General features: G+C 73.3%; 23 protein-coding genes. 18 read left to right on the forward strand and 5 right to left on the reverse strand.

The features are described 5' to 3' along the window. Positions 1–6 precede the first annotated feature (6 nt). Entirely contained in the window at positions 7–1,194 is a 1,188-nt protein-coding gene (locus HD593_RS42250) for an aminotransferase class I/II-fold pyridoxal phosphate-dependent enzyme (protein ID WP_185108102.1), read from the reverse strand. Positions 1,195–1,307: 113 nt separating this feature from the next. On the opposite strand from HD593_RS42250, the gene HD593_RS42255 reads away from it, so the two are divergent. The 5 genes from HD593_RS42255 to HD593_RS42275 all read left to right on the forward strand — a co-directional run bounded on the left by HD593_RS42255 (position 1,308) and on the right by HD593_RS42275 (position 6,477). Further along, complete coding sequence (locus HD593_RS42255; RefSeq protein WP_185108104.1) at positions 1,308–2,483, forward strand: acyl-CoA dehydrogenase family protein; 1,176 nt, start codon at positions 1,308–1,310, stop codon at positions 2,481–2,483. 225 nt (positions 2,484–2,708) lie between these two features. Beyond that, positions 2,709–5,150: a sensor histidine kinase gene (locus HD593_RS63875; RefSeq protein ID WP_185108106.1), complete on the forward strand. Its 2,442-nt coding sequence runs from the start codon at positions 2,709–2,711 to the stop codon at positions 5,148–5,150. Continuing rightward, positions 5,143–5,568, forward strand: a complete 426-nt coding sequence (locus HD593_RS42265; protein ID WP_080041457.1) for a roadblock/LC7 domain-containing protein — start codon at positions 5,143–5,145, stop codon at positions 5,566–5,568. Before HD593_RS63875 ends, HD593_RS42265 begins: the two co-directional genes overlap by 8 nt. Beyond that, positions 5,565–5,915, forward strand: a complete 351-nt coding sequence (locus tag HD593_RS42270; RefSeq protein WP_221525261.1) for a DUF742 domain-containing protein — start codon at positions 5,565–5,567, stop codon at positions 5,913–5,915. The genes HD593_RS42265 and HD593_RS42270 overlap by 4 nt, the downstream gene beginning before the upstream one ends. After that, entirely contained in the window at positions 5,896–6,477 is a 582-nt protein-coding gene (locus tag HD593_RS42275; RefSeq protein ID WP_185108108.1) for a GTP-binding protein, read from the forward strand. Before HD593_RS42270 ends, HD593_RS42275 begins: the two co-directional genes overlap by 20 nt. On the opposite strand, the gene HD593_RS42280 is transcribed toward HD593_RS42275, so the two are convergent. Next, entirely contained in the window at positions 6,464–7,423 is a 960-nt protein-coding gene (locus HD593_RS42280) for a LysR family transcriptional regulator (RefSeq protein WP_185108110.1), read from the reverse strand. The two genes, HD593_RS42275 and HD593_RS42280, sit on opposite strands and share 14 nt — an antisense overlap. A gap of 72 nt (positions 7,424–7,495) precedes the next feature. Here HD593_RS42280 and HD593_RS42285 point away from each other — a divergent pair, with 72 nt between their 5' ends. Beyond that, a complete protein-coding gene (locus tag HD593_RS42285; protein ID WP_185108112.1) occupies positions 7,496–8,338 on the forward strand; it encodes an SDR family NAD(P)-dependent oxidoreductase in 843 nt (280 codons plus the stop codon). Positions 8,339–8,477: 139 nt separating this feature from the next. Beyond that, the gene (locus HD593_RS42290) at positions 8,478–9,650 is read left to right on the forward strand and encodes a serine hydrolase domain-containing protein (protein WP_185108114.1); all 1,173 of its coding nucleotides are present in this window, start codon (positions 8,478–8,480) and stop codon (positions 9,648–9,650) included. Positions 9,651–9,665: 15 nt separating this feature from the next. Here HD593_RS42290 and HD593_RS63880 read toward each other — a convergent pair whose 3' ends face one another. Together HD593_RS63880 and HD593_RS42300 are read right to left on the reverse strand one after the other, a co-directional pair. Further along, entirely contained in the window at positions 9,666–10,106 is a 441-nt protein-coding gene (locus HD593_RS63880; RefSeq protein WP_185108116.1) for a proteasome activator, read from the reverse strand. A 239-nt stretch (positions 10,107–10,345) separates the two neighbouring features. Next, on the reverse strand, positions 10,346–11,182 hold the full coding sequence (locus HD593_RS42300; RefSeq protein ID WP_312904110.1) for a PaaX family transcriptional regulator: 837 nt from the start codon (positions 11,180–11,182) through the stop codon (positions 10,346–10,348). Between the two features lie 114 nt (positions 11,183–11,296). On the opposite strand from HD593_RS42300, the gene HD593_RS42305 reads away from it, so the two are divergent. The 11 genes from HD593_RS42305 to HD593_RS64745 all read left to right on the forward strand — a co-directional run bounded on the left by HD593_RS42305 (position 11,297) and on the right by HD593_RS64745 (position 23,783). Next, complete coding sequence (locus HD593_RS42305; protein ID WP_312904112.1) at positions 11,297–12,175, forward strand: SDR family oxidoreductase; 879 nt, start codon at positions 11,297–11,299, stop codon at positions 12,173–12,175. Then, positions 12,172–13,050 carry an amidohydrolase family protein gene (locus tag HD593_RS42310; RefSeq protein WP_185108120.1) on the forward strand — a complete coding sequence of 293 codons (879 nt, stop codon included), beginning with the start codon at positions 12,172–12,174 and terminating at the stop codon, positions 13,048–13,050. Before HD593_RS42305 ends, HD593_RS42310 begins: the two co-directional genes overlap by 4 nt. Further along, complete coding sequence (locus tag HD593_RS42315) at positions 13,047–13,505, forward strand: MaoC family dehydratase (RefSeq protein WP_185108121.1); 459 nt, start codon at positions 13,047–13,049, stop codon at positions 13,503–13,505. The genes HD593_RS42310 and HD593_RS42315 overlap by 4 nt, the downstream gene beginning before the upstream one ends. 35 nt (positions 13,506–13,540) lie before the next feature. Continuing rightward, positions 13,541–14,845, forward strand: coding sequence for an MFS transporter (locus tag HD593_RS42320; RefSeq protein WP_185108123.1), 1,305 nt, complete (start codon positions 13,541–13,543; stop codon positions 14,843–14,845). 12 nt (positions 14,846–14,857) lie between these two features. Then, complete coding sequence (locus HD593_RS42325; protein ID WP_185108125.1) at positions 14,858–16,375, forward strand: acyl-CoA synthetase; 1,518 nt, start codon at positions 14,858–14,860, stop codon at positions 16,373–16,375. Positions 16,376–16,402: 27 nt separating this feature from the next. Then, the gene (locus HD593_RS42330; protein WP_185108127.1) at positions 16,403–17,458 is read left to right on the forward strand and encodes a LacI family DNA-binding transcriptional regulator; all 1,056 of its coding nucleotides are present in this window, start codon (positions 16,403–16,405) and stop codon (positions 17,456–17,458) included. Between the two features lie 51 nt (positions 17,459–17,509). Then, on the forward strand, positions 17,510–18,337 hold the full coding sequence (locus tag HD593_RS42335) for a hypothetical protein (RefSeq protein WP_185108129.1): 828 nt from the start codon (positions 17,510–17,512) through the stop codon (positions 18,335–18,337). Positions 18,338–18,501: 164 nt separating this feature from the next. Further along, positions 18,502–20,598 carry a glycoside hydrolase family 36 protein gene (locus HD593_RS42340; RefSeq protein WP_185108131.1) on the forward strand — a complete coding sequence of 699 codons (2,097 nt, stop codon included), beginning with the start codon at positions 18,502–18,504 and terminating at the stop codon, positions 20,596–20,598. Between the two features lie 63 nt (positions 20,599–20,661). After that, positions 20,662–21,969, forward strand: a complete 1,308-nt coding sequence (locus HD593_RS42345; RefSeq protein ID WP_185108133.1) for an ABC transporter substrate-binding protein — start codon at positions 20,662–20,664, stop codon at positions 21,967–21,969. A gap of 15 nt (positions 21,970–21,984) precedes the next feature. Continuing rightward, complete coding sequence (locus HD593_RS42350) at positions 21,985–22,911, forward strand: carbohydrate ABC transporter permease (protein ID WP_221525262.1); 927 nt, start codon at positions 21,985–21,987, stop codon at positions 22,909–22,911. Further along, positions 22,908–23,783 carry a carbohydrate ABC transporter permease gene (locus HD593_RS64745; RefSeq protein WP_221525263.1) on the forward strand — a complete coding sequence of 292 codons (876 nt, stop codon included), beginning with the start codon at positions 22,908–22,910 and terminating at the stop codon, positions 23,781–23,783. Before HD593_RS42350 ends, HD593_RS64745 begins: the two co-directional genes overlap by 4 nt. Positions 23,784–23,791: 8 nt before the next feature. On the opposite strand, the gene HD593_RS42360 is transcribed toward HD593_RS64745, so the two are convergent. Continuing rightward, positions 23,792–25,510 carry an ABC-F family ATP-binding cassette domain-containing protein gene (locus tag HD593_RS42360; RefSeq protein WP_185108135.1) on the reverse strand — a complete coding sequence of 573 codons (1,719 nt, stop codon included), beginning with the start codon at positions 25,508–25,510 and terminating at the stop codon, positions 23,792–23,794. Positions 25,511–25,514 lie beyond the last annotated feature (4 nt).

Consider the following 25,514-nt stretch of genomic DNA (forward strand, 5'->3'; position numbering starts at 1 on the left):
GGACGGCTAGGGGATCAGCCCGAGCCGCCGGCCCGCGGTGGCGAAGGCGGAGGCGATGCGGTCGAGTTGCGCGTCGGTGTGCAGGGCCGTGGTGCTGACGCGGATCAGCGCCTGCCCGTCCGGCACGCTGGGCGGCACCATCGCGGTGGCGAAGACCCCCTCGTCGAACAGCTCCCGCCACAACCGGCAGCACAGCACGACGTCCCCCACGTGCACGGGAATGATCGTGGTCGGCGAGGCGCCCGTACCGAAGCCCAGCCCCGCCAGGTCGGCCCGGAGCCTGACGGCGGCGGCCAGCGCCCTGTGGCGGCGCTCCGGCTCGGTCTCGATGATGTCCAGCGCGGCCAGCGCCGCCGCGGTGCTCGCCGGCGACAGCGCCGCGGAGAACACCATCGACCGGGCGTGGTGCCGCAGGTAGACCACGATCTGCTCGGGCCCGGCCACGGCGCCGCCGGTCGTGCCGAAGCACTTGGAGAAGGCCAGGGTGTGCAGGTCCACCGCCGGTAACAGCCCGTGGTGCTCGGCGGCCCCGCGCCCGCCGGGCCCGAGCAGGCCGAGGTCGTGGGCGCCGTCCAGGACCAGGCGGACGCCGTGGCGGCGGGCCAGGGCGGCGGTGCCGGGCACGTCGCAGAGGGAGCCGGTGGTGGAGAACATGCCTTCGGTGACGATCAGCCCGGCCGCGGCGGGGTCGCACCCGCCGAGCAGCCGCTCCAGGTGATCGAGGTCGTTGTGCCGGTATCGGCGCAGGCGGGCGCGGGACAGGCGGATCGCGTCGATGAGGGAGGCGTGGATGAGCTGGTCGGCCAGCACGGTGTCGCGCGGCCCCACCAGGGCGCCGAGCGCGAGGTTGGCGAGGAAGCCCGTCGGCGTCACCATGGCCGCCTCCTGGCCGAGGAACGCCGCGAGCCGCTGCTCCAGGGTCTCGTGCAACGCGAGTGACCCGTTGACCAGGCGCGATCCGGAGGTGCCGGTGCCGAGCGACCGGATCGCCCGGCAGGCCGCGTCCTTCAGCCGCGGGTCCGCCGACAGGCCGAGGTAGTCGTTGGAGCCGGCCGCCACCAGCACGCGCCCGCCGACGACCACCTCGCCGGTGGCCAGCCGCTCCTCGACCGGGTGGTAGTACGGGTAGGCGCCCAGCTCGGTCACGGGCTGGAAGTCGTCGTGGAGGCGGCATCTGTCGAACGCGTCGAGCATCGGCGATTCACTGCCCTTCTCTGGGGCGGACTTCGATGCGCCAGTCTGCCGTGACCGGTGTGGCCCGTGCCGTGCTTCGTGTCATCGCACCCGCCACGGGTAGCTGTCCCGCCATGTCTGAGCTGCTGACCGGAGACCTCTACGCGTTCGAGAGCCTGCTCGCCGGCGAGGAGCGCGCGACGTTGCTGCGGGTCCGCGAGTTCCTCGCGGAGAAGGTCGTGCCCATCGCGAACGAGTGCTGGGTGCGTGCGGAGTTCCCCGTCGACCTGGTGAAGGAGTACGCCGAGCTGGGCATCGCGGGCCTGGCCTACCCCGAGTGCCCTGGGCCGAAGCCGAGCGGCCTGCTCAGCGGTTTCCTGGCGCTGGAGATGGCCCGCGCCGACCCGTCGATGGCCACGTTCTTCGGCGTGCACACCGGCCTGGCCATGGGCAGCATCGCCGCCTGCGGGTCGGCCGCGCAGCGGGAGCGGTGGCTGCCGGGGATGAGCAGGATGGAGCGGATCGGCGCGTTCGCGCTCACCGAGCCGGCCGGCGGCTCGGACGTGTCGGGCGGCATGCGGACCACGGCCAGGCGCGAGGGTGAGGAGTGGGTGCTGGACGGGGCCAAGCGCTGGATCGGCAACGGCACGTTCGCCGATCTGATCGTCGTCTGGGCCAGGGACGTGGCGGACGGGCACGTCAAGGGGTTCGTGGTGGAGCGGGGCACGCCCGGGTTCACCGCGACGAAGATCGAGAACAAGATGGCGCTGCGTACGGTGCAGAACGCCGACATCACGCTGTCCGGCTGCCGGGTCCCCGAGGAGAACCGGTTGCGGAACGCGGGCTCGTTCCGCGACACGGCCAGGATCCTGCGCAGGACCCGCAGCGGGGTGGCCTGGCAGGCGGTCGGCATCATGCTGGCCGCGTACGAGATCGCGCTGCGCTACGCCCGGGAGCGCGAGCAGTTCGGCCGGCCCATCGCCAAGTTCCAGCTCGTGCAGGACCTGCTGGTCAGGATGCTCGGGAACGCCACCGCCTGCCTGGGCATGGTGGTGCGCCTGGCGCAGCTCCAGGACGAGGACGTCTTCCGCGACGAGCACTCGGCGCTGGCGAAGGCGTACTGCACGAGCCGGATGCGGGAGGTCGTCGGCTGGGCCCGCGAGCTGCTCGCCGGGAACGGGATCATCCTCGACTACGACATCGCCCGGTTCGTCGCCGACGCCGAGGCGATCTACTCCTACGAGGGCACCCGGGAGATCAACACGCTCATCGTCGGCCGCGCGGTGACCGGGATGAGCGCCTTTGTCTGACTACCCACGGTGAACTCGGCACGACTACGGTCACGAACGGTGTGCTGACAAAGAGTCAACATTACTTTCGGGATGTTTCTTCGCATCCGTACCTTGAAGTCCATCTGCCCCATCGGCATAGTGGACGGACCACAGGCGCACCCGGTCGTGGCGGGCAACCTCGGGGGGCGGTAGCCAGGTCACGACCGCCCGGCGCAACCCCACGCGCGGAATTGGACATGACGGATGAGCTCGCCCCCGCCTCTCAGCACCAAGCTGCTCAGGATCCTCCTGCTTCCGCTGGTCTCCATGGTGGCCCTCTGGGGGTTCATCGCCTACTCCAGCGTGGCGGAGATCTCCACGGTCTCGCAGATCCAGAACCGGTGGGAGTCCATCGGCTCGCCGGTGCTCCAGCTCATCGTGGAGTTACAGAAGGAGCGGCAGCTCTCGGCGGAGGCGCCGGACGGCACCGCGGCGTACAAGCCGCTGACGGAGCAGCGGCGGGTCACCGACAACCAGGTCAAGCGGCTGCGTGAGATCATCGCGACCCTCGACTCCGACGCGGTCGGCGAGACCCCGGCCCAGGTGCAGGCGATGGTGCAGTCCCTCGACGGGCTGCAGTCGCTGCGTGCCTCGGCCGACGGCGGCGTGCTGGCGCCCGCGCTGACGATCATCGAGGCGTACAACAACCTGATCGCCGTGGCCAACCAGCAGTTCACCGACCGCGACGCGATGAGCGACGCCTCGGCCTACCAGTCGGTGCGCGGCATGACGGCCTACAGCACCTCGGCGGAGTACCTGTGGCGGGAGCACGCCGTGCTCACCACCACGATCGTGCAGCGCAACATGACCCCGACCGACCGGGCGGCGTTCGTCGCCGCGATGACCGGGCGCAGGCTCGCCCTGGCCAACGCCGAGCGGGACGCGAGCCCCGAACTGCGCGCCGCCTACGACCGGCTCGTGGCCAGTGCCCCCTACAAGCGGGTGGTGTCGGTCGAGGACGAGCTGTTCTCGTACGACACCGGCGGGCCGCCCCCGCTGTCGGCCGCCGAGTGGCGCGGCGACGCCGAGGCCGTGCTGACCCAGATCAACCGTGACACGCAGGCCGAGCTGGCCCGCGCGGCGGCCTCGGGCGAGGCGCAGAAGACCGCGGCGTACTGGCGGATCGGCGGCGTGCTGCTGCTCGGCCTGGCCATGGTGATCCTCTCGGTGTGGCTGTCGTACCGGTTCGGCCGGTCGCTGATCGTCGAGCTGCGGCGGCTGCAGGGCTCGGCGGTGGAGCTGGCCGAGCAGCGGCTGCCCCGGCTGGTCGAGCGGCTGCGCCGCGGCGACGACGTGGACCCGGCCACCGAGGCGCCCGGCCTCGACCGGGCCGAGACCGCCGAGGTGGACCGCGTGGTGCACGCGTTCTCCGCGGTACGCCGCACCGCCGTCGAGGCCGCGGTCGGCCAGGCGGCCCTGCGCAAGGGCGTCGGCCAGGTCTTCCTCAACCTGGCCCGGCGCAACCAGGCGCTGCTGCACCGCCAGCTCTCGCTGCTGGACACCATGGAGCGGCGGGTGGACGAGCCCGAGGTCCTGGAGGACCTGTTCAAGCTCGACCACCTGACCACCCGCATGCGCCGGCACGCCGAGAACCTGATCATCCTGTCCGGTTCCTCCCCGGCGCGCCGCTGGCGCGACCCGGTGCCGCTGTTCGACGTGGTGCGGGCCGCGGTGCTGGAGGTCGAGGACTACACCCGCGTGACCGTCGCGCCGATGCCGAACGCCCCGCTACTGGTCGGCGCCGCGGTCACCGACGTGATCCACCTGGTCGCCGAGCTGGTGGAGAACGCCACCGTGTTCTCCCCGCCCAACACGACCGTGCAGGTACGCGGCGTGACGGCGGCCAACGGGATGGCGCTGGAGGTCGAGGACCGCGGCCTGGGCCTGAACGACGCCACCCTGCGCGACCTCAACGACCGGCTGGCCGAGGTGCCCGAGTTCGACCTGGCCGACAGCGACCGGCTCGGGCTGTTCGTGGTGTCGCGGCTCGCGGCGCGGCACGGGATCAAGATCGTGCTGCGGCGGTCGCCGTACGACGGGACGACCGCGATCGTGCTGCTGCCCGCGAGCCTGCTGGCCGAGGCGGAGCCGCTGGCCCTCACCGCGGGACCGGCCGCGACCACCGGGCAGACCACCGGGCAGACCGCCGTGCAGGCCACCGGGCCTGACGCCGTCAACGGCCGCGCGACCCGGCCCGTACGCGGCACCTGGTTCGAGCCCGGCCCCGCACAGAACAGGACGGACTCCGTGCCCGAGCCCTCACAGGCGCTCCCGCCGGAAGGCGGCCCGGCGCCGCTGGCCGGAACGCCGCTGAGCGGTCACCCGGACCTGGAGCCGATGATCGGGCTCGGGAACGGCTCCGCCCCCTTCACGACCTCCGGCCCGCCCGCGGGCTGGAGCGTCACCGTGCCGCCCCAGGAGGCGGACGAGGATCTCGACGGGCTGCCGATGCGGATCCCGCAGGCCAGCCTCGCTCCCCAGCTGCGCGTCGACGCGCGGCCGGAGCGGCGCGGCACAGGCGAACGCTCGCCCGAAGAGCTTGCACAGCTCATGTCGTCCATGCAACGCGGCTGGCAGGAAGGACGCCAGCAGGCGAAGCAGGAGCCCGACATGTGGAATCGAAAGGACGACCAACCCGATGCCTGACCCCAGAAGCGAACTGAGCTGGCTGCTCGACGACCTCATCCAGCGCGTGCCCGGCATCCGGCATGCCATCGTGCTGTCCGCCGACGGGCTGTCCATGGGCAGCTCCCGCGGCCTGACCAGGGAGGACGCCGAGCACCTGTCCGCCATCTCCGCCGGCTCCCACAGCCTCGCCATGGGAGCGGGACGGCACTTCGGGCTGGGCGGCGTACGGCAGACGATCATCGAGATGGAGGAGGGCTTCCTCTTCGTCACCGCCGCGGGGCAGGGGGCGCGGCTGGCCGTGCTGGCCACGGCCGACGCCGAGCTGGGCATGGTCACGTACGAGATGGCGCTCATGGTCAAGCGGGTCGGCGAGCACCTGTCCGCGCATCCGAGGGGAGCGGCACCGGCACCCGCCTGGAACGGCGCGAGACCGTGACAGGGGAGGATCCCGGGCCGCTGATCCGGCTGTACGGGCTGACCGGGGGCCGGGCGCGCCCGCAGGGCGAGTCGTTCGACCTGGTGGCGATCGTCGCGACGGTCACCGACTTCCCCCAGTCCGGGGACCTGCTCCCCGAGCATCGTGCCGTGCTGTCGCTGTGCCGCAGGCCCACCCCGGTGGCGGACGTCGCGGCCCACCTCAGGCTGCCGATCAACATCACCCGCGTGATCCTCGGCGATCTGCGGCGGGACGGCCTGGTCAGCATCGAGCGCCCGCGCCCCGTCGCGCAGACGATCGACGAACGCATCTACAGGGAAGTGCTGGATGGGCTACGCAGTCTCTGAGCCTGGTACGACCAGGGCTCCTTCGGCCCTGGCCATCAAGATCCTCATCGCGGGCGGCTTCGGGGTCGGCAAGACGACCATGGTCGGCACGATCAGCGAGATCCGGCCGCTGCACACCGAGGAGTTGCTGAGCGACCGCGGCATCGGGGTGGACGACACCTCGGGCGTGGAGTCCAAGACCACCACGACCGTGGCGCTGGACTTCGGCCGCATCACCATCCGCGACGGGTTGTGGCTGTACCTGTTCGGCACGCCCGGGCAGGACCGGTTCTGGTTCATGTGGGACGAGCTGGCCCTGGGAGCGCTCGGGGCCGTCGTGCTCGCCGACACGCGCCGGTTGCAGGACTGCTTCCCGGCGGTGGACTACTTCGAGCAGCGCGGGATCCCGTTCGTGGTGGGGGTGAACTGCTTCGACGGCGCCCGCCGGTACGAGCCGGGCAAGGTGCGGCGGGCGCTCGGGCTGAGCGAGCACATCCCGATCGTGCTGTGCGACGTGCGGCGGCGCGCGTCGGTGAAGGAGGTGCTCACCACGCTGGTCACGTACGCGGTCAAGGGACTCTGACCGGCGCGGCCTCATCTCCCGAAGCCAGGGCGGCCTCGCGCAGCGCCTCTGCCAGGCGGGCGGCGGCCTCGGTCATCGGGCCCGGCATCCTGGCGAGCAGGAGGCGGCGCTGCTCCTGGGGGCCGCCGCGTACCGGGAGGACGCGCACGCCCGGCGGCACGACGGATTCCAGCATGGCTGGCACGGTGGTCAGGCCGCAGCCGGCGGCCACCAGGGCGAGCTTGGCCAGCCAGTCGCGCGCGGAGTGCGCGATCTCGGGACGCTCGTCGAGGCCGGGCCAGGCGCCCATGCCCGTGCTGTCGCCCGCTCCCCCGGCCGCGGCGCTGCCCGGGCCGGCGATCCAGCGCTGCCCGTGCAGGTCGGCGACGTCGAGGTAGTCGCCGCGGGCGAGCGGATGGCCGGCCGGCACGGCCACGCGCAGGCCGCGCTCGCTGAGGGTCAGCACCTCCAGCGCCGGCGTCTCGGTGTCGGGCGGCCGGAACGGCGGGGCCGAGCCGAGCAGCGCGAGCTCCAGCGTGCCGGCGCGCAACGCGCGGACCAGCACCGGCGTGGGGCCCTCGCGGGTGTTCACGGTGATGGCGGGGTGCGTGGCGCGAAGGGCGGCCAGCGCCCGGGGCACGAGGTCGGCGCCCGCGCTGGCGAACCAGCCGAGCCGTACCGTGCCGGGCTCGTCGGGCAGCCCGGCCAGCTCGCGCGCGCCCGCGTCCACCTGCTGGACGACGGCGGCGGCGCGGCGCAGCACGATCCGGCCTGCCGGGGTGAGCCGGACGCCGTCGTGCCGCCGATCCAGGAGGGCGGCGCCGGCCGCGCGTTCGAGTGCGGCGATCTGGCGGGAGACGGCCGACTGCGTGTAGCCGAGCGCGGTGGCGGCGGCGGTGAGCGTGCCCCGCTCGGCCACCTCGCGGAAGACCCGGAGCGCGGTGAGCGAGGCGTCGGTGAGAGCCATGACGATTACGCATACCACAGATGAGGAACTCTCGTTGGACGCATGACCTACGGCATTCCTACCCTCGTCCCCATGACGAATCCTCGTGTAGCCCTCGTGACCGGTGCGACCCAGGGACTCGGCCTGGCCCTGGTGGAGGGCCTGGCCAGGCGGCTGGGCCCGGCCGGCACCGTCTACCTGACCGGCCGCGACGCCGGGCGCGTGGCCGGCGCCGTGGCGGGCATGCCGCAGACGGGCGCCCGCGTACTTGGTGAGCTGCTGGACGTCGCCGACCCGGACGCCGCCGCCCGCCTCGCCGGCGTGATCGGCGAGCGCCACGGCGGCGTGGACCTCGTGTTCGGCAACGCCGTGATGCGGGTCGGGCCCGATGACGACCCGCGGGCGGTGATGGACGAGTACACCCAGGTGAACAACTTCGGCACCACCCGGCTGATGCGCGCGTTCGTGCCGCTGCTGCGCGACGGCGGGCGGTTCCTGGTGGTGGCCAGCTCGCTGGGCACGCTGCACCACCTGGCGCCCGTGCTGCACGGCCGCTTCGACCGGGCGGCGTCGCTGGACGAGGTGGACAAGCAGGTGGCGGCCTGGCGCGACGCGGTCGAGGACGGCAGCGCCGCCGCCGGTGCCTGGCCGGCCTTCATCAACATCCCGTCCAAGATCGCCCAGGTCGCCGCGGTACGGGCGCTCGCCGCGGAGCGCCGCGCCGAGGACCTGCGGCGCGGCATCCTGCTCGCCGCGGTCTGCCCCGGCATGATCAACACACCCACCTCGGGCCTGTGGTGGGACGTCTCCGGCGCCGCCAGCCCCGCCGAGGCCGCCGTCCCCCTGCTCGACCTGGCCCTGAACCCGCTCGACCCGGCCCACTACGGCGAGCTCGTCCGGTACGGCAAGACCCTGCCCTGGCGCCCCGCCGCGTAGCCGGGCAGGCGCCCGGCCTCCGGTTTCGCGCCTGGTCAGCCGGGTAGTCGGGAGGCGTCACATCGGCGCCCCGTGCCATCACCCCCTTCGGCGACCCCCGGCGCCCGGAACAACCGGCGAGGGTCGTGAGGAGGGGGCCTTGAGCGAGATCCACGGCGTGTGCGAGCCCAGGTTCGGCCCGGTGCGGGAGGCGTTCGCGCGCAACTTCGACGAGGGGCGGGAGCTGGGCGCCTCGGTGGCCGTCTACCAGCGCGGGCGGGCCGTCGTCGACCTGTGGGGCGGGCGGGCAGGCCGGGACGCCGCCTGGCGGCAGGACACGATCACACTCCTCGCCTCGGCCACCAAGGGGCTGGTCGCCACGGCCGCGATGGTGCTGGTCGATCGGGGCCTGCTCGACCTCGGCACGCCGATCGCGGAGTACTGGCCGGAGTTCGCGGCGGGCGGCAAGGGGGACATCCCGCTGCGGTGGGTGCTGGGGCACCGGTCGGGAGTGGTGACCGTCGATCCGCCGCTGACCATGCTGGACCTCGAAGGGGGCACGGCGGTGACCGAGGCGCTGGCCGCCGCCGTGCCGGCGTGGGAGCCGGGCCGGGCGCACGGATATCACTGCCTGACCATGGGATGGCTGGTCGGCGAGGTGATCCGCCGGGTCACGGGGCTGTCGGTGCAGCGCTTCTTCGCCCAGGAGATCGCCGGCCCGCTGGGGCTCGACCTGCACATCGGCCTGCCCGACACCCGGGAGAGGTCGCTGGCCTGCCTCGTGCCGCCCACCGGGGAGCAGCTGCTCCAGGGGCGGGCCAACCCCGAGCTGGCCGGGCTGAACCGGGCCATCTGCGACCCCGCGTCGCTGTTCCACCGCTCGACGTTCGGCAGCCTGAGCCTGGCGGGCGACCCCCTCGCCGCCGCCGGCCTGCCGCAGGCGGAGATCCCGTCGTGCGGCGGTGCGGGCAACGCGTCGGGGCTGGCCCGCATGTACGCCGCCCTCGTCAGCGAGGTGGACGGCATCCGCCTGCTCCGCCCGGAGAGCGCCGACCGGGCCCGTACCGTGGAGGCCAGCGGCCTGGATCTGGTGCTGCGCTGCCACACCTCGTACGGGCGGGGCTTCATGCTCCCCGGCGGGCCGATGTGGCCGGGCGACTGCTCTCCCACGGCCTTCGGCCACCCGGGTGTCACGGGCGTCTTCGCCTACGCCGACCCGGATCACGAGCTGGGCTTCGCGTACGTGCCCAACCGCATGACGGAGCTCATCGAGGGTGGTGACGACCGGGTCAGGCACCTCGTCGAGGCCACCCACCGCTCCGCCTGCGGCTGACCTGGGAGCGGCCGGTCAGAGGTAGGGACCGGCGCCGGGGCCGGACGCGGGGCCCGGCGGGCGGGGCAGGTCGGGGCGGGCGGCCTGCTGGAGGGTGAGGCCGATCCTGATGCCCTGGAAGACGCCTTCCAGCCAGCCGACGAGCTGGCTCTGCGCGATCCGGATCTCGGACTGGGTGAGCGTCTCGGAGGAGGCGGGCAGCAGCCGCTCCAGCTCGTCCCTGAGCTCGGGCGCGACCGAGTCGCCGATCTCCTCGACGGCGCGCGCGTGGATGTGCTGCAAGGTGTCGCGGGCGTGCTCGTCCAGGGTCAGGCCGCGGGCCTCGTCGAGCAGCGAGCGCGCCATGGTGCTCACGCGCAGCAGCCGGGCGGGCTCCTTGACCCGCCCGATCTCGACCTCCACCGCCGACTCCGCGGACGGGCCGTCGTCGCCGGGCAGCCCGCCGGGCGGGCGCACGGGCCCATCGGACGGATGCGCGCCGGGCGAACGCGCGCCGGACGGACGCGCGTCAGGCGGCACATCCGATGGGCGCGGGCCGGAGGGCCCGTACGTGGGGCGCGGGCCCGAAGGTCCGTCCGGCTGGTGCGGGCCGGGTGGTGGTGTCATGTCGGCGTCCTGTGAGGTCGCGGATCGCTCGAAAGCGCGGTCATGACGACCCTGCCCACGTTCGCGCTGCTCACGCCACCGGCCGGCGATCAAGCCCCTGGCCGCAGCTCGTCCAGGACCTTGGCGGCCAGGTCGCGGGCGGGCTGCTCATAGGCGCGGGCGAGGGTGCGGGTGACCTGCTCGGCCCGGATGGCGGGCCAGTCGGGCGGCAGGTGCTCGGCGGGCAGGTGCGGGTCCTGCCGGACGAGTTGCAGCCAGTCGGTGTGCAGCAGAAGCTGGCGCGCCAGGTCGTCGGGCAGCGCGGCCTGGGGGTCGGGGATGTCCCAGCGGTCGAGGAAGGCGTGGTAGCGGGCGGCGATCTGCTCGGTGTCGAACGCCTTGCGTACCAGGTCGGCCGACTCCGTCGGCTCTGCGGCGCTGGCGGTCAGCACGGTGACGTGGTCGCGCAGGCCGAGGCCGGCCACGATGGCGCGCACGTCCTTGACGCCGGGAGCGATCCACATGCCGCTCTGCAGCAGCCCGAACCCCGCCCAGCTGAGCTGGGAGCGCAGGTCGTGGCGGGTGGCGCGGCGGTCGTCGGGCAGCGAGAAGCCGACCAGGGTCCAGGCGCCGTCCCAGTCGCGGTTGACCGCGCCGGTCTCCCACATGCGCCGCCGCCCGTCCTCCAGGACGGCGGTGGCGTGCGCGGTGAGCCCGAAGTACGTCTTGCGCCCCGAACGGTGCCGCGCCAGCAGCCCCCGCTTGACCATGCGGGTGAGCGTCGAGCGCACCGCCTCCTCCGTCACGCCGAGGCGGGCGAACACGTCGATGACGCTGCCGGAGTAGACCGCGACGTCGCGGCCCAGCACGTAGACGCCGAGGAAGCTGAACATCAGCGACTGGGGGCGCGTGGACGGGGGCAGGTCGTCCCCCTCGCGGAAAGTCACAAGCCGAGGGTAGACGGATCCGAGATATTGGGCAAAACTTTGACGCAGGTCGCAAGTTTGCCCCACGTTTTCGGACACGAGGTGACGTGTATGGATTTGTCAGGGAAAGTTGCTGTGGTCACCGGTGCCGGCCGGGGTCTCGGCCGCGCGTACGCCGAGGCGCTGGCCGGAGCCGGTGCGGCCGTGGTGGTCAACGACGCCGACGCCGCGACCGCCGCCGAGGCGGCCGCGGCGATCCGGGAGGCGGGCGGCCGGGCGGTGGCGGCGCCGGGGGCGGTCGGCGGCACGGAGGTGGCCGAGAGCCTGGTGGCCACGGCGGTGGCGGAGTTCGGCCGGCTGGACGTGCTGGTGACCAACGCCGGCGTGCTGCGTGACCGGGTGCTGTGGAAGATGTCCGACGACGACTTCGACACCGTCATCGACGTGCACCTGCGCGGCACGTTCAGCTGCGCCAGGGCGGCGGCCACCAGGATGCGCGAGCAGGGCGAGGGTGGGCGGCTGATCCTCATCTCCTCCCCCGCCGGGCAGCGCGGCAACTTCGGCCAGACGAACTACGCCGCCGCCAAGGCCGGCATCGTCGCCATGGCCCGCACCTGGGCGATGGAGCTGGCCAGGGCGCACATCACGGTCAACGCGGTGGTGCCGGTGGCCGCCACCGAGATGACCAGGACCATCCCCGCGTTCGCGCCGGTGCTGGAGGAGGCCGAGCGCACGGGCGCGCCGCTGCCCGGCTGGCTGCGCAGGGACGAGGGCCTGGGCACCGTCGAGGACGTGGCCGGGCTGATCGTCTACCTCGCCTCCGACGCCTCGGCGGAGGTGACGGGGCAGGCGATCGGGATCGGCGGCGACAGGCTCGCCCTCTGGTCGCATCCGGCCGAGAAGGCCGTGGCCTACGCCGACGGCGGCTGGAGCGCCGACGCCATCGCGGCCGCCTGGGGCGACTTCGAGCCCGAGACGTACGGCATCCCCGCACCCAAGGTGCCGGCGCCGTGAACCTCGACGAGCTCACCGCCATCGACGTGCACACCCACGCCGAGATCTCCAGGGACGGCCACACCTCGCTCAGCCACGAGCTGTTCGGCGCCTCCGCGGAGTACTTCGGCTCGCACGAGCGCCCCACCATCGACCGGATGGCCGCCTACTACCGGGAGCGGCGGATGGCGGCGGTGGTGTTCACCGTGGACGCCGAGCACGCCACCGGCCACCCGCGCATCTCCAACGAGGAGATCGCCGAGAGCTGCGCGGAGCACGCCGACGTGCTGATCCCGTTCGGCAGCATCGACCCGCACAAGGGCCGGGCGGGCGCCCGCGAGGCCCGCCGGCTCGTCGAGGAGCACGGCGTCAAGGGCTTCAAGTTCCACCCCAGCATCCAGGGCTTCGACCCGAACGACCGGCTGGCCTACCCGCTGTACGAGGTGATCGAGGAGCTGGGCGCGATCGCGCTGTTCCACACCGGCCAGACCGGCATCGGCGCGGGCGTGCCCGGCGGGGCCGGGGTACGGCTCAGGCACTCCAACCCGATGCTGGTCGACGACGTGGCCGTGGACTTCCCCCACCTGAAGATCATCCTCGCGCATCCGTCGTTCCCCTGGCAGGACGAGGCCCTGGCCGTCGCCACCCACAAGCCGTCGGTCCACATCGACCTGTCCGGCTGGTCGCCCAAGTACTTCCCGCCCCAGCTCGTCCGCTACGCCAACACCCTGCTCAAGGACAAGGTGCTGTTCGGCTCCGACTACCCCGTGATCACCCCGGACCGCTGGCTCAAGGACTTCGCCGCCCTCGACATCAAACCCGAGGTCCGCCCCAAAATCCTCAAGGACAATGCCGCCCGCCTGCTCGGCCTCACCTCGAAGGAGACCCAGGAATGACCACCACCGCCGACGGCCTGACCGGGATCAGGGCCCTGGCCGGCCAGGACCTCGGCCACACCGGCTGGCTGGAGATCGGCCAGGACCGGGTGAACACGTTCGCCGACGCCACCGACGACCACCAGTGGATCCACACCGACCAGGAGAAGGCCAAGGCGGGCCCGTTCGGCGGCACGATCGCGCACGGCTACCTCACGCTCGCCCTGGTCATCCCGCTCTTCGGCGAGCTGCTCGAGATCGGCGGCGTCCGGATGAGCATCAACTACGGCCTGGACAAGGTGCGCTTCCCCGCCCCGGTCAAGGTCGGCGCCAGGATCCGCCTGGCCGGCCGGGTCGCCGAGGTCGAGGACGTGCCCGGCGACGGCGTCCAGATGCACATGGACTTCACCGTCGAGATCGACGGCGAGCCCAAGCCCGCCTGCGTCGCCCGCGCCATCTACCGCCACTACGCCTGAGCCCCTTCCCCGCCCCCCCACGAACGGGATCACGCATGTCCGACCCCACCCAGCTACGCCGCGCCGTGGCCTCCAGCTTCCTCGGCAGCGTCATCGAGTACTACGACTTCCTCCTCTACGCCACCGCCTCCGCCCTGGTGTTCGGCAAGGTCTTCTTCTCCAACCTGAGCCCGCTGGCCGCCACGGTCGCCAGCCTCGGCACGTTCGCGACCGGCTACCTGGCGCGGCCGCTCGGCGGCGTCATCTTCGGCCACTTCGGCGACCGGCTCGGCCGCAAGCGCATGCTGGTGCTGACCATGACGCTCATGGGCGTGGCCAGCACCCTCATCGGCGTGCTGCCGACGTACGACCAGATCGGCACCCTCGCCCCCGTCGTGCTCGTGCTGCTGCGCGTGGCGCAGGGCGTCGCCGTCGGCGGCGAGTGGGGCGGCGCTGTGCTCATGTCGGCCGAGCACGCGACCGGCCGGCGCGGCCTGTGGGCCAGCTTCACCAACGCCGGCGCGCCGTTCGGCATGCTGCTGTCCACGGCGGCGCTCAACGGCAGCGCGGCGATGATGGACGAGCAGGCGTTCCTGAGCTGGGGCTGGCGCATCCCGTTCCTGCTGAGCATCGTGCTGCTGGCGATCGGCCTGTTCGTGCGGGCCAGGGTCGAGGAGACGCCCGTCTTCGCCTCCGCCGCGTCGGACTCGGCGCCGCGCCCCGCGCCGCTGCTGGACGTGCTGCGCCACCACCCCAGGGCGCTGCTGCTCGGCATCGGGGTCGGGCTGTCGCCGTTCGTGCTGCAGGGCACGCTGACCACGTTCCTCGTCTCGTACGGGGTGCAGGCCGGGTTCGCGCGGCAGCAGGTGCTCAACGGGCTCACGCTGTCGTCCGGGCTCGCGGTCCTCGGCATCGTCGGCTGGTCCGCGCTGTCGGACCGGGTGGGCCGCCGCCCGATCGTGCTGGCCGGCGCCGTGGCCGCCGCCGCGTACGCGTTCGCGATCTTCCCGCTGGCCGGCTCCGGCAGCGTCGGGCTGCTCACGCTCGCCCTCGTGCTCGGGCAGTCGATCATCCACCCGATGACGTACGGGCCGCTCGCCGCGCTGTACGCCGAACTGTTCGCCACGCGCAGCCGCTACACCGGCGCCTCGCTCGGCTACCAGATCGCCGGGCTCGGCGCGGGGCTGGCCCCGCTGCTGTTCGCCCAGATCCAGGCCTCCACCGGGGGTGGCGGCACCGGGCTGATCTCCGCCGTCATCGCCGGGTTCTGCCTGCTGACCGTGGTGTGCACGGTGGCGCTGCGGGAGACGAGCCGTACCGATCTGGTGTCCGCCGCCGGCCACAGCGGCGTCCCCCGCTAGGAGCAGACCCTCATGCGCAACGCCGGACTGGGCGGCTGGCCCGCCCGCCGCGCCCTGATGACCCCGGACCGCACGGCGTTCGTCTCCGGCGAGCGCGTCGTCACCTTCGCCGAGGTCCACGAGCGCACGACGCGCCTGGCCGCCCGGCTGCGGCGGGCCGGGGTGGCGGCCGGGGACCGGGTCGCCTACCTGGGGCCCAACCACGTCGCCTTCGCCGAGACCCTGTTCGCCGCGCACGTGCTCGGCGCCGTGTTCGTGCCGCTCAACTTCCGCCTGGCGGCGCCCGAGATCGCGTACATGCTGGCGGACTCGGGCGCGGCCGTGCTGGTCCACGCCCCCGAGTGCGCCGCCGCCGTACGCGGGCTCCGGGACACCCCCGCCACCGTGGTGGCCCTGGCCGATCCCGGGCCCGGCGAGCACGCGTACGAGGACTGGCTGGCGGAGGACGGCCGGGCCGAGGTGATCGACGTGCCGGTCACCCTCGACGACCCGGCCCTGATCCTCTACACCTCCGGCACCACCGGGCGGCCCAAGGGCGCCGTCCTCACCCACGGCAACCTGGTCTGGAACTGCTACAACCTGCTCGTCGGCGTGGACCTGCGCAGCGACGAGGTGACGCTGGTCAGCGCCCCGCTCTTCCACGTGGCCGCGCTGAACCAGACGCTGCTGCCGACGTTCCTCAAGGGCGGCCGCTCGGTGATCATGCCGTCGTGGGACGTGGACCGCTGCTACGACCTCATCGCCGAGCACGGCGTCACCTGGATGTTCGGCGTGACGACGATGTTCGCGGCGCTCGCCCGCTCGCCGCGCTGGGCCGGCGCCGACCTGTCCTCCGTGCGCACGCTGATGGCCGGGGGCGCGCCCGTGCCGCCTGCGCTGATCCGCACCTACCAGGAGCGCGGGCTGGTGTTCTGCCAGGGGTACGGCCTCACCGAGACCGCCCCCGGCGCCACGTTCCTGGAGCCGAGCCAGAGCGTCCGCAAGGCCGGCTCGGCGGGGGTTCCGGTCTTCTTCGCGAACGTGCGCGTGGTCCGCCCCGACCTCACCGACACCGCTCCCGGCGAGCCGGGCGAGGTCCTCATCCAGGGCCCGAACGTCACCCCCGGCTACTGGAACAATCCAGCCGCCACCCGGGCCGCGTTCGCCGAGGGCGGCTGGTTCCGCTCCGGCGACCTCGCCACCCGGGACACCGACGGCCACCTCCACATCGTGGACCGGGCCAAGGACATGTTCATCTCCGGCGGCGAGAACGTGTACCCGGCCGAGGTCGAGGGCGTGCTCGCCGAGCATCCCGGCGTGGCGGAGGCGGCCGTGGTCGGCGTGCCCGACGCGACCTGGGGCGAGGTCGGGCACGCCTTCGTCATCCCCAGGCCCGGCGCGCGCGTCACCGGCGACGGGCTGCGCGGCTTCCTGCTCGGCCGGCTGGCCAAGTACAAGATCCCCCGCTACTTCGACGTCGTGGAGGACCTGCCGCGCACCGGCTCCGGCAAGATCCGCAAGCCCGAGCTGCGCGCCCGCGCGGCCCGCTAGGCGGCACGCCCGCCCTACGATGTGATCGTGACTCCGACTCCTCGGCGCGCGCCCCGCTCCGCCGCCCGCGGCGCAGCCGCACCCAGCATCCGGGATGTCGCGGCGGCCGCGGGAGTGTCGTACCAGACCGTCTCGCGCGTGCTGAACGAGTCGCCGCGGGTGCGGCCGGAGACCCGCACGGCGGTGCTGGCGGCGATCGAGAGCCTCGGCTTCCGCCCCAGCCGCACCGCGCGCGCCCTGAGCCTGGGCCGCGCCCGCGGCATCACCGTGGTCACCTCCAACACCATCCTGTACGGCTACGCGGCCACGCTGCAGGGCCTGGAGGAGGCCGCCAGGGCCGAGGGCATGGCCATGGGCATCAGGGTCGTGGAGTCGGCCGCGCCCGCCGAGGTGAAGCAGACCGTCGAGCACGTCTCCGACGCCAGCGCGGGCGGGGTGGTGGTGATCGCGTTCGACCCGCTCGGCGTGGCGGTCCTGGAGGCGCTGCCCGAGCACGTCCCGGCCGTGGCAGCCGCCGAGCCGGCCGCGCCCGACCGGGGCCGCGTCGCCATCGCGCTCGACGAGCGCCGCGCCGCCGCCGACGCCACCCAGCACCTGCTGGACCTCGGCCACCGCACCGTCCACCACGTCGCCATCCCGTCCGAGGGCGGGGGCGCCGTGCCCGGCGGGCGGCTGGCCGGGTGGCGTGACGCGCTGCGGGCGGCGGGGGCCGGCATCCCCGAGCTGATCGGATGCGGGTGGGACATCCGCTCGGCGTACGCCGCCGGGCAGCGGCTGGCCGCCTCGCCGGACGTCACCGCGATCCTGTGCGGCAACGACGACATCGCCCAGGGGGTGCGCAGGGCGCTGTACGACGCGGGCAAGGACGTGCCGGGTGACGTCAGCATCGTGGGGTTCGACGACATCCCCGGGTCGGCGTACTGGACGCCGGCGCTGACCACCGTGCGCATGGACTTCGCGGGCCTGGGCCGGGCCTGCTTCCACGCGGCGGTGGCCGAGCTGACCGGCGGGCCGCAGCCCGAGCCCGCGCTCACCCCGCCGGCCCTCGTGCTGCGCGAGTCCACCGCCCCGCCGCCCGGCTGACCCCGAGGCGGGCTACGATCTTGGTAAGCCGCGCCGACGGAGGGAATGACGATGGTGCCCACCCTTCCCCGCAGGGCCTTCATGACGGTGGCTGCCGCGGACCTGCTCGTGGCGCTGGTGGTGGTCTCGGGCCTGCTGGCCGTCACGCCGGCGGGGGTGGTGGCCGCGGCACTCGTCACGCCGTTCTCCCTCGTGGGATACGTGACCGCGTACCGGCTGTTCAGGTCCGCCCGTGAGGCCGGCGCCGCACCCCGGGACGCGCTGGGGGCGATCGGCGAGGCTCTGGTGCCGCTGCCGGTGCGCATGCTGATGCGGGCGGAGCGCGCGAACCTGGCCGGCGTCGGGCTGTGGGCCAGGCGGCGGGTGGACGGGGTACCGCCGGGCGGTGCCGCGCTGCCGTACGCGAGGGAGCAGCGGCCGCTGCTGTGGATGCTGCTGTTCGCCGTGGTCGTGCAGGCGGTCGCGCTCGAGTGGATGGTGGCGGCCATGGAGGCGCCGGCCGGGCTGCGTGCGGTCGTCCTGGCGGCCGACGTCTACAGCGTGCTGTTCGTGCTGGGCCTGGGCGCGGCGTGCGCCACCCGGCCGCACGTCGTCACCGATGACGAGCTGCGGATCCGGTACGCCGCCTACTTCGACCTGCGTGTCCCGCGCGAGCTCATCGCCTCCGTCAGGGCGAGCCGCAGCTTCGACGCGCGCGGCGTGGTCAGCGTCCGGGACGGCGGCCTCATGGTGGGGGTGGACGCGCAGACCAACCTGATCGTGCACCTGACGCGGCCGATCGCCGTGACCAGGCCGCTCGGCCGCCGCGAGCACGTCACCTCGATCCGCTTCTACGCCGAGGACCCGGCCGCCGCGCTGAAGAGCCTGACGACGCCGTAGCAGCGGCTCAGGCGCGGAATCCCGTCGGCTTCTGAGCACGGGATCCCGCGGCGAAACGCGCGTGTAACGATCCAGCAAAGAGGGTTCCCCCGCTGGCGTGTGACCGCTCACACTGAGGCTCAAGCATGTGACCGGTCACATGCCTCGGGAAAGCGAGTTCATTGATGCCTGCTGACGTCGTCGAGACCGTGCGCTGGGGGCACACCGGCCTCACCGCCGTCGTGGAGATCCACCCGGATCGCCCGGTCGCGCTGCGCGAGCTGTCGGCGGGAGCGCCACCCGTCCTGACGGCCCGCGCGTCCCAGCCGCTGGTGGAGGTGCTGGTGCCCGGCGAGGGCCGGGCCAGGGCGTCCCAGCGGCTGTCGGAGACGGCGGTGGGCTGCCGGTTGCGGTACGCGGGCTCGGAGCAGTCCGGCGACGGCGGCTGGCACGAGCTGCGCGTCCGGATGCGGGACGAGGTCTCAGGCCTGGCCGCCGAGCTGATCATGCGTTCGCCCGACGGCGTGCCGGCGGTGCGGGCGCAGGTCCGGGTGACCAACACCGGCGAGCACCCGGTGCCCCTGCTGGCGGTCACCTCGTTCGCCGCGGTCTTCCCCGGAAGCGGGATGAGCGGCCTCGACGTCCTGTACGCCGGCAGCGAGTGGCTCGGCGAGAACCGCTGGACCAGGCGCCCGCTCGCCGACCACGTCCCCGGCCTGGGCCTGCGCGAGCACGGCCAGCACGGCAAGGGCACGTTCGCCCTGACCAGCCAGGGCACCTGGTCGAGCGGCCGGCACGTGCCCATGGGCGGCCTGACCGACCGCGGCACCGGCCGCACGTGGCTGTGGCAGATCGAGCACAACGGCCCGTGGCGCTGGGAGACGGGCGAGCGGCTGGACGGCGCGTACGTCGTCCTGTCCGGCCCGACGGACCTCGACCACCAGTGGAGCGAGCTGCTCGCCCCCGGCGAGTCGTTCACCACCGTGCCGGTCGCGATCGCCGTTTCCGGCGGCGGCGTGGAGGAGGCGGCGGCGGCGCTGACGGCGTACCGCCGCGCGCTGGTGCGCCCGCACCCCGACAGGGCCGCGCTGCCCGTCGTGTTCAACGACTACATGAACACGCTGATGGGCGACCCCACGACGGACAAGCTGCTGCCCCTGATCGACGCCGCCGCCGCGGCGGGCGCGCAGGTGTTCTGCGTGGACGCCGGCTGGTACGACGACGGCGGCGACTGGTGGGACAGCGTCGGCGAGTGGCTGCCCTCCCAGACCCGCTTCCCCCACGGCCTGGAGGAGGTCCTGGCCCGCATCACGAGCCACGGCATGATCCCGGGCCTGTGGCTGGAGCCCGAGGTGATCGGCGTACGCAGCCCGATGGCCGGCAAGCTGCCCGCGGAGGCGTTCCTGCAGCGCGGCGGCGTACGGCTGGCCGAGCACGGCCGCCACCACCTGGACCTGCGCCATCCCGCCGCGGTCGCGCACCTGGACCAGGTGGTGGACCGCCTGGTCGAGGAGCTGGGCGTCGGCTACTTCAAGCTCGACTACAACATAGATCCTGGCGCCGGCACCGACAGGGACGCCACCAGCGTCGGCGCCGGGCTGCTCGCCCACAACCGGGCCCACCTCGCCTGGCTGGAGGGCGTCCTGGACCGGCACCCCCACCTGGTGCTGGAGAACTGCGGCTCGGGCGCGATGCGCATGGACTACGCGATGCTCTCGCGCCTGCAGCTGCAGTCCACCAGCGACCAGCAGGACTTCCTGCGTTACCCGCCGATCGCGGTCGCCGCGCCGCTGTCGATGCTGCCCGAGCAGGCCGCCAACTGGGCCTACCCGCAGCCGGGGATGAGCGGCGAGGAGATCGCGTTCACCATGGTCACCGGCATCCTCGGCCGCCTCTACCTGTCGGGCAACCTGCACCGGATGACGCCGGAGCAGTTCCGGCTGGTCGAGCGGGGCGTGCGGCTGCACCGGAGCCTGCGCGCCGGCCTGCTGCGCGCCACCCCGTGCTGGCCGCTCGGCCTGCCCGGCTGGGACGACCCCTGGCTCGCCCTCGGCCTGCGCACGGAGGGCGTGACCCACCTGGGCCTCTGGCGCCGCCCCGGAGCCCCGGAGACCACCGTCCTGCGCCTCCCCCACCTGGCCGGACACGACCTCACCACCGAGTTCGCCTACCCGGCGGCGGACGGCTGGGCCTGCTCCTGGGACCCGCGGGCCGCCGAGCTCACCGTCACCGCCACCGTCCCCCCTCCCACCGCCCGCATCCTCCGTCTCCGCGCCCTCTGAACCGCCCCCCCTCTGAACCGCGCCTTCTGAACCCGCGCCCTCTGAACCGAAGGAAGCCGAACCGTGAAGCTCGCACAGCGTGTCGCCGCCGCGTCGGCCCTCGTCCTGGCCGTCACGGCCTGCAGCGACCCCTCGGCGGGGCCCGCTCCGGCCCCCGCCACCGGCGGCTCGCCGGCCGCGTGGCCCTCGCCTGCCGCCCGCCTGGACGGGGTGACGCTCACCATCTGGGCCGCCCAGAACAGCAACACCGTGCCCAAGGCCGTGACCGACGCCTTCACCCGGGTGACCGGGGCCAAGGTGGAGGTCGTCACCATCCCCGACCCGTACGAGCAGGGCGTGCAGACCAAGGTGGCCACCGGCGACAAGCCCGACCTGGCGTTCTGGCAGCCGACGGCGTCCATGCTCACCGCGCTCAACGCCCGCGCCAACCTCCAGCCGCTCGACGGCGCCCCGTGGCTCTCCACGCTCTCCCCCGAGCTGCGCGACATGACGGGCCTGCTGGACGGCACCCGCTACGCCGCGCTGATCACGAGCCCGGCCGTGCAGGGCGTCTACTACAACAAGCAGCACGTCAAGGAGCCGCCGAAGAACTTCGGCGAGCTGGTCGAGGTGGCGCGCGCGCTCAAGGGCAAGGGCGTCACCCCGTTCTTCGAGATGGCCGGCGACAAGTGGGCCACCCAGTGGTGGGTGCAGGTCCAGCTCGCCGACGCCGCCAAGGACGGCCTGTGGGAGCGGGTCAACACGGGCAAGGAGACGTTCGAGGACAGCACGATCCTGGACGCGATCAAAAAGTACCGGGCGCTGATCGACGAGGGGCTGTTCAACGCCGACATCAAGACCGCGACGTTCGAGGACCAGGGCGAGGCGCTGCTGTCCGGCAAGGCGGCCATGGTGATGCAGGTGAACTCGTTCTTCGGCCAGCTCCAGGCCAAGGCGGACACCGCCGAGCTGGACGAGAGGATCGGCTTCTTCCCGATCTCGCCGTCGGGGAACGTGGGCACGTTCATCCCCGACCAGTCGAACGCGCTGGTGGCCTTCCGCACCGGTGACGCCAGGCGGGAGGAGGCCGCGCGGCAGCTCCTGGCGTACTGGATGGGGCCGGGTTACGCCGGGTTCGTGGCCGACCGCAAGACGGTGTCGCTACGTACGGACGTGCCGGACCCGGACGGCGTGCCGCAGGCGCTGAAGGACGTGCACGCCTCGCTCGGCGGGTCGGTCGGGTCGATGCAGGCGCTGGCCGTGGCCAACCCCGACCTGTACCTGAACCTGGCCGACATGATCACCGGCAGCCTGACCCCCGAGCAGGTGGCGGCGGCCACGCAGAAGCAGTTCGCCCAGCTCGCCAAGGCCGCCGGCGCGACCGGCTTCTGACGCGAGGAGTCACCCGTGCAGCAGACGCTCGCCCGCCCCAGGAGAGCCGCCCAGCGGGCGCCGGCCGCGGCCGTCGCGCGCGGCCGGACGCATCCGATGTGGTTCCTCCTGCCGGCGTTCGCGATCCTGTTCGTCTTCTTCTTCCTGCCGACCCTGTTCAACTTCGTCTACGCCTTCACCGACTGGTCCAGCTTCAAGAGCGAGATCCGTCCCGCGGGCTTCGACAACTTCGCCAACCTGCTGTCGGACGGCACGCTCTTCAGCGCGCTGCGCATCACGGTGATCTACGCCGCGCTGGTGGCGCTGTTCCAGAACCTGTTCGGCTTCGGCCTGGCCGTGCTGCTGGAGAAGGACACCTGGCTCAACCGCGCGGCCCGCCTGGCCTTCCTGGTCCCGGTGCTGATGTCGGCGCTGGCCGTCGGGTACGTCTTCCAGGCCCTGCTCAAGCCGGACGGCAGCCTCAACGACCTGCTGTCGGCGCTGACCGGGCAGCGGGTGGACGTGGCCTGGCTGGGCAGCACGACGTGGACGCTGGTGCTGGCCGCGGTCATCCACGCCTGGAAGTGGATGGGCCTGTCGATGCTCATCTACCTGGCGGGGCTCAAGACGGTCCCCGAGGACGTGGCGGAGGCCGCCCGCATCGACGGCGCCACGCCGTGGCAGGCGTTCTGGGCGATCCGGTTCCCGCTGCTGGCCCCGGCCGTCACCTTCAACGTGGCCACGGCGCTGCTCGGCTCGATGAACGGCTTCGACATCGTGCAGGCGCTGACCGGCGGCGGCCCGGCCCGCAGCACCGAGATCCTGAACATCTTCATCTACCGCACCTTCGGCCAGGGGCTGTTCGCCCAGGCCACGGCCATGAGCCTGGTGTTGTTCCTCATGGTCGCGCTGCTGGCCTTCCCCGTCATCCGCGTGTTGCGCAGGAGGGAGGAGATCCTGTGACCGTCCCCGCCTTCGGTTCCCCCGCCCGCCGCCGTAGCGCGTCCCCGGTGGCGCGGGGCCTGGCCGCCCGGCTGCGCCCGTTCGCGGTCGTCGCGCTGGTCGTCCCCGTCATGGGGGTGCCGCTCTGGCTGGTCGTCGTCACGGCCGCCAAGTCGCAGGGCGAGGCCCTGTCGCCGGACCTGTCGCCGCCCGCCGAGTGGCGGCTGTGGGAGAACCTGGCGCAGGTGTGGCAGCAGGGCGAGGTGCCCATGGCGTTCCTGGGCAGCCTGCTGGTGGTCGCGCCGTCGGTGGTGCTGGTGCTCACGTTCGGCTCGATGGCGTCGTGGATCCTGGCCCGGCGCGCCGGCAGGCTGAACGCGGTGCTGTACGCGCTGGCCATCAGCGGGATCGTGCTGCCGCCGGCCGTGGTCACCATCGTGCTCCTGCTGCGGCAGCTCGGCCTGGCCGGCAGCCCCGCCGGCATGATCGGCGTCTACGTCGGCATCTACCTGTCCACGGTGATCTTCTTCGTGACGGGCTTCGTCCGCACCGTGCCGCTGTCGCTGGAGGAGGCGGCCCGCATGGACGGCGCCGGGCCCGTGCGGGTGTTCTTCTCGGTGATCCTGCCGCTGCTGCGCCCCGTGCTGGCCACCGCGACCATCCTCATCTGCCTGTACGTGTGGAACGACGTCTTCTACGCGTTCTTCGTGGTCGGCGGGCGGCTGGACACGTTGCCGCTGAACCTGTTCCAGGTGGCCAACGCGGGGCTCTACCTCAACAACTGGCACCTGATCTTCGCCTACATCATCCTGATGAGCCTGCCGCTGCTGATCGTCTTCGCGATCGCGCAGCGCAGGATCATCTCCGGCATCACCGGCGGCGCCGTGAAGTAGGCGTGTCCCTACGCCAGGGTCACCAGGTCGGCGTAGCCGTCGTGCCACAGGTCCTCGGCCCCGTCGGGCAGCAGCAGCACCCGCTCGGGCCGCAGGGCCTCCACGGCCTCCTGGTCGTGGGTGACCATGACCATCGCCCCCTGGTACGCCTCCACGGCCGCCAGCACCTCGGCCTTGGAGGCGGGGTCGAGGTTGTTGGTCGGCTCGTCGAGCAGCAGCACGTTCGCCCGGGAGCTGACCAGGCCGGCCAGCGCCAGCCGGGTCTTCTCCCCGCCCGACAGCACGCCGACCGGCTTGTCCACGTCGTCCCCGCCGAACAGGAACGACCCGAGCACCGCCCTGGCCTCGCCGTCGGTGAGCTGCGGGGCGGCCGCCGCCAGGTGGCCGCCCACGGTGGTGGCCGGGTCGAGCGTGTCGTGCTCCTGGGCGAAGTAGCCGAGCCGCAGCCCGTGCCCGGGCACGACGCGCCCGGAGTCGGGCCGCTCGTGCCCGGCCAGCAGCCGCAGCAGCGTGGTCTTGCCCGCGCCGTTGAGCCCGAGCACCACGAGCCTGCTGCCCCGGTCGATGGCCAGGTCCACGCCGGTCAGCACGGGCAGGGTGCCGTACGACTTGGTCAGGCTGATCGCGCCGAGCGGCGTGCGGCCGCTGGGCGCCGGCTCGGGCAGCCGGATGCGCGCCACCTTGGCCGCGCGGCGCGCCGGGCGGGTCTCGGCCAGCATGCGGTCGGCCCGCCTGGCCATGTCCCGGGCGCGGACGGCGGTGGCGGACCTGGAACGCATGCGGTCGGCCTGGGCGTGCAGCGCGGCGGCCTTGCGCTCGGCGGCGGCGCGCAGCCGGGTCCTGCGCCGGTCGTCGGCCTCCCGGTCGGCCAGGTAGGTGTGCCAGCCGGTGTTGTGCACCTCCAGCGTTCCGTCGGCCAGGTGCCAGACGCGGTTGACCACGTCCGCGAGCAGCCCGGTGTCGTGGCTGATCAGGACGAGGCCGCCGGGGTAGCCGAGCAGGAACGAGCGCAGCCAGGCGACCGAGTCGCCGTCCAGGTGGTTGGTCGGCTCGTCGAGCAGCATGACGCCCGGCTCGGCGAACAGCACCCTGGCCAGCTCGACGCGCCGCCGCTGCCCGCCGGACAGGGTGCCGAGCGGCTGGTCGAGCATCCGGTCGGGCAGGCCGAGGCCGGCGGCGACGCGGGCGGCCTCCGCCTCGGCCGCGTACCCGCCGCGGGCCTGGAACTCGGCCTCGGCCCTGGCGTAGCGGTTCATCGACCGCTCGCCGGAGTGCCCGGCCGCCCCTGTCCCGGCGAGCACGGAATCGGCCCGCACGGAATCGGCCCGCACGGAATCGGCCCGCACGGAATCGGCCCGCACGGAATCGGCCCGCACGGAATCGGCCCGCGCGGACTCGGCGAGCGCGGACTCGGCGAGTGCGGTCTCGGCCGCCCGCAGTTCGCGCAGCGCCTGGTCCAGGCCGCGCGCGGACAGGATGCGGTCGAGGACCGTGAGGGCGGGGTCGGCGGCGGACGGGTCCTGCGGCAGGTAGCCGACGGGGCCGGTACGCACGATGTCGCCGCCGGCGGGCTGGAGCCGCCCGGCGAGGGTCTTCATGAGGGTGGTCTTGCCGGCACCGTTACGGCCGACCAGGCCGACGCGGTCGCCGGGGGCGACGTGGGCGGTGACGCCGGACATCAGGAGACGGGCGCCGGCACGCAGCTCGACACCACGGAAGGTAAGCATGGGA

The organism is Nonomuraea rubra (genome assembly GCF_014207985.1).
Taxonomy (GTDB): Bacteria; Actinomycetota; Actinomycetes; order Streptosporangiales; family Streptosporangiaceae; genus Nonomuraea; species Nonomuraea rubra.

What these genes read in the sequence shown, in the direction of transcription:
- HD593_RS42265 (WP_080041457.1), top strand. Translation starts at nt 5,143, where the DNA reads ATGCCTGACCCCAGAAGCGAACTGAGCTGGCTGCTCGACGACCTCATC.
- HD593_RS42325 (WP_185108125.1), top strand. Translation starts at nt 14,858, where the DNA reads ATGCGCAACGCCGGACTGGGCGGCTGGCCCGCCCGCCGCGCCCTGATG.
- HD593_RS42340 (WP_185108131.1), top strand. Translation starts at nt 18,502, where the DNA reads ATGCCTGCTGACGTCGTCGAGACCGTGCGCTGGGGGCACACCGGCCTC.
- HD593_RS42315 (WP_185108121.1), top strand. Translation starts at nt 13,047, where the DNA reads ATGACCACCACCGCCGACGGCCTGACCGGGATCAGGGCCCTGGCCGGC.
- HD593_RS63875 (WP_185108106.1), top strand. Translation starts at nt 2,709, where the DNA reads ATGAGCTCGCCCCCGCCTCTCAGCACCAAGCTGCTCAGGATCCTCCTG.
- HD593_RS42255 (WP_185108104.1), top strand. Translation starts at nt 1,308, where the DNA reads ATGTCTGAGCTGCTGACCGGAGACCTCTACGCGTTCGAGAGCCTGCTC.
- HD593_RS42250 (WP_185108102.1), bottom strand. Translation starts at nt 1,194, where the DNA reads ATGCTCGACGCGTTCGACAGATGCCGCCTCCACGACGACTTCCAGCCC.
- HD593_RS42285 (WP_185108112.1), top strand. Translation starts at nt 7,496, where the DNA reads ATGACGAATCCTCGTGTAGCCCTCGTGACCGGTGCGACCCAGGGACTC.
- HD593_RS42335 (WP_185108129.1), top strand. Translation starts at nt 17,510, where the DNA reads ATGGTGCCCACCCTTCCCCGCAGGGCCTTCATGACGGTGGCTGCCGCG.
- HD593_RS42320 (WP_185108123.1), top strand. Translation starts at nt 13,541, where the DNA reads ATGTCCGACCCCACCCAGCTACGCCGCGCCGTGGCCTCCAGCTTCCTC.
- HD593_RS42275 (WP_185108108.1), top strand. Translation starts at nt 5,896, where the DNA reads ATGGGCTACGCAGTCTCTGAGCCTGGTACGACCAGGGCTCCTTCGGCC.
- HD593_RS42280 (WP_185108110.1), bottom strand. Translation starts at nt 7,423, where the DNA reads ATGGCTCTCACCGACGCCTCGCTCACCGCGCTCCGGGTCTTCCGCGAG.
- HD593_RS42360 (WP_185108135.1), bottom strand. Translation starts at nt 25,510, where the DNA reads ATGCTTACCTTCCGTGGTGTCGAGCTGCGTGCCGGCGCCCGTCTCCTG.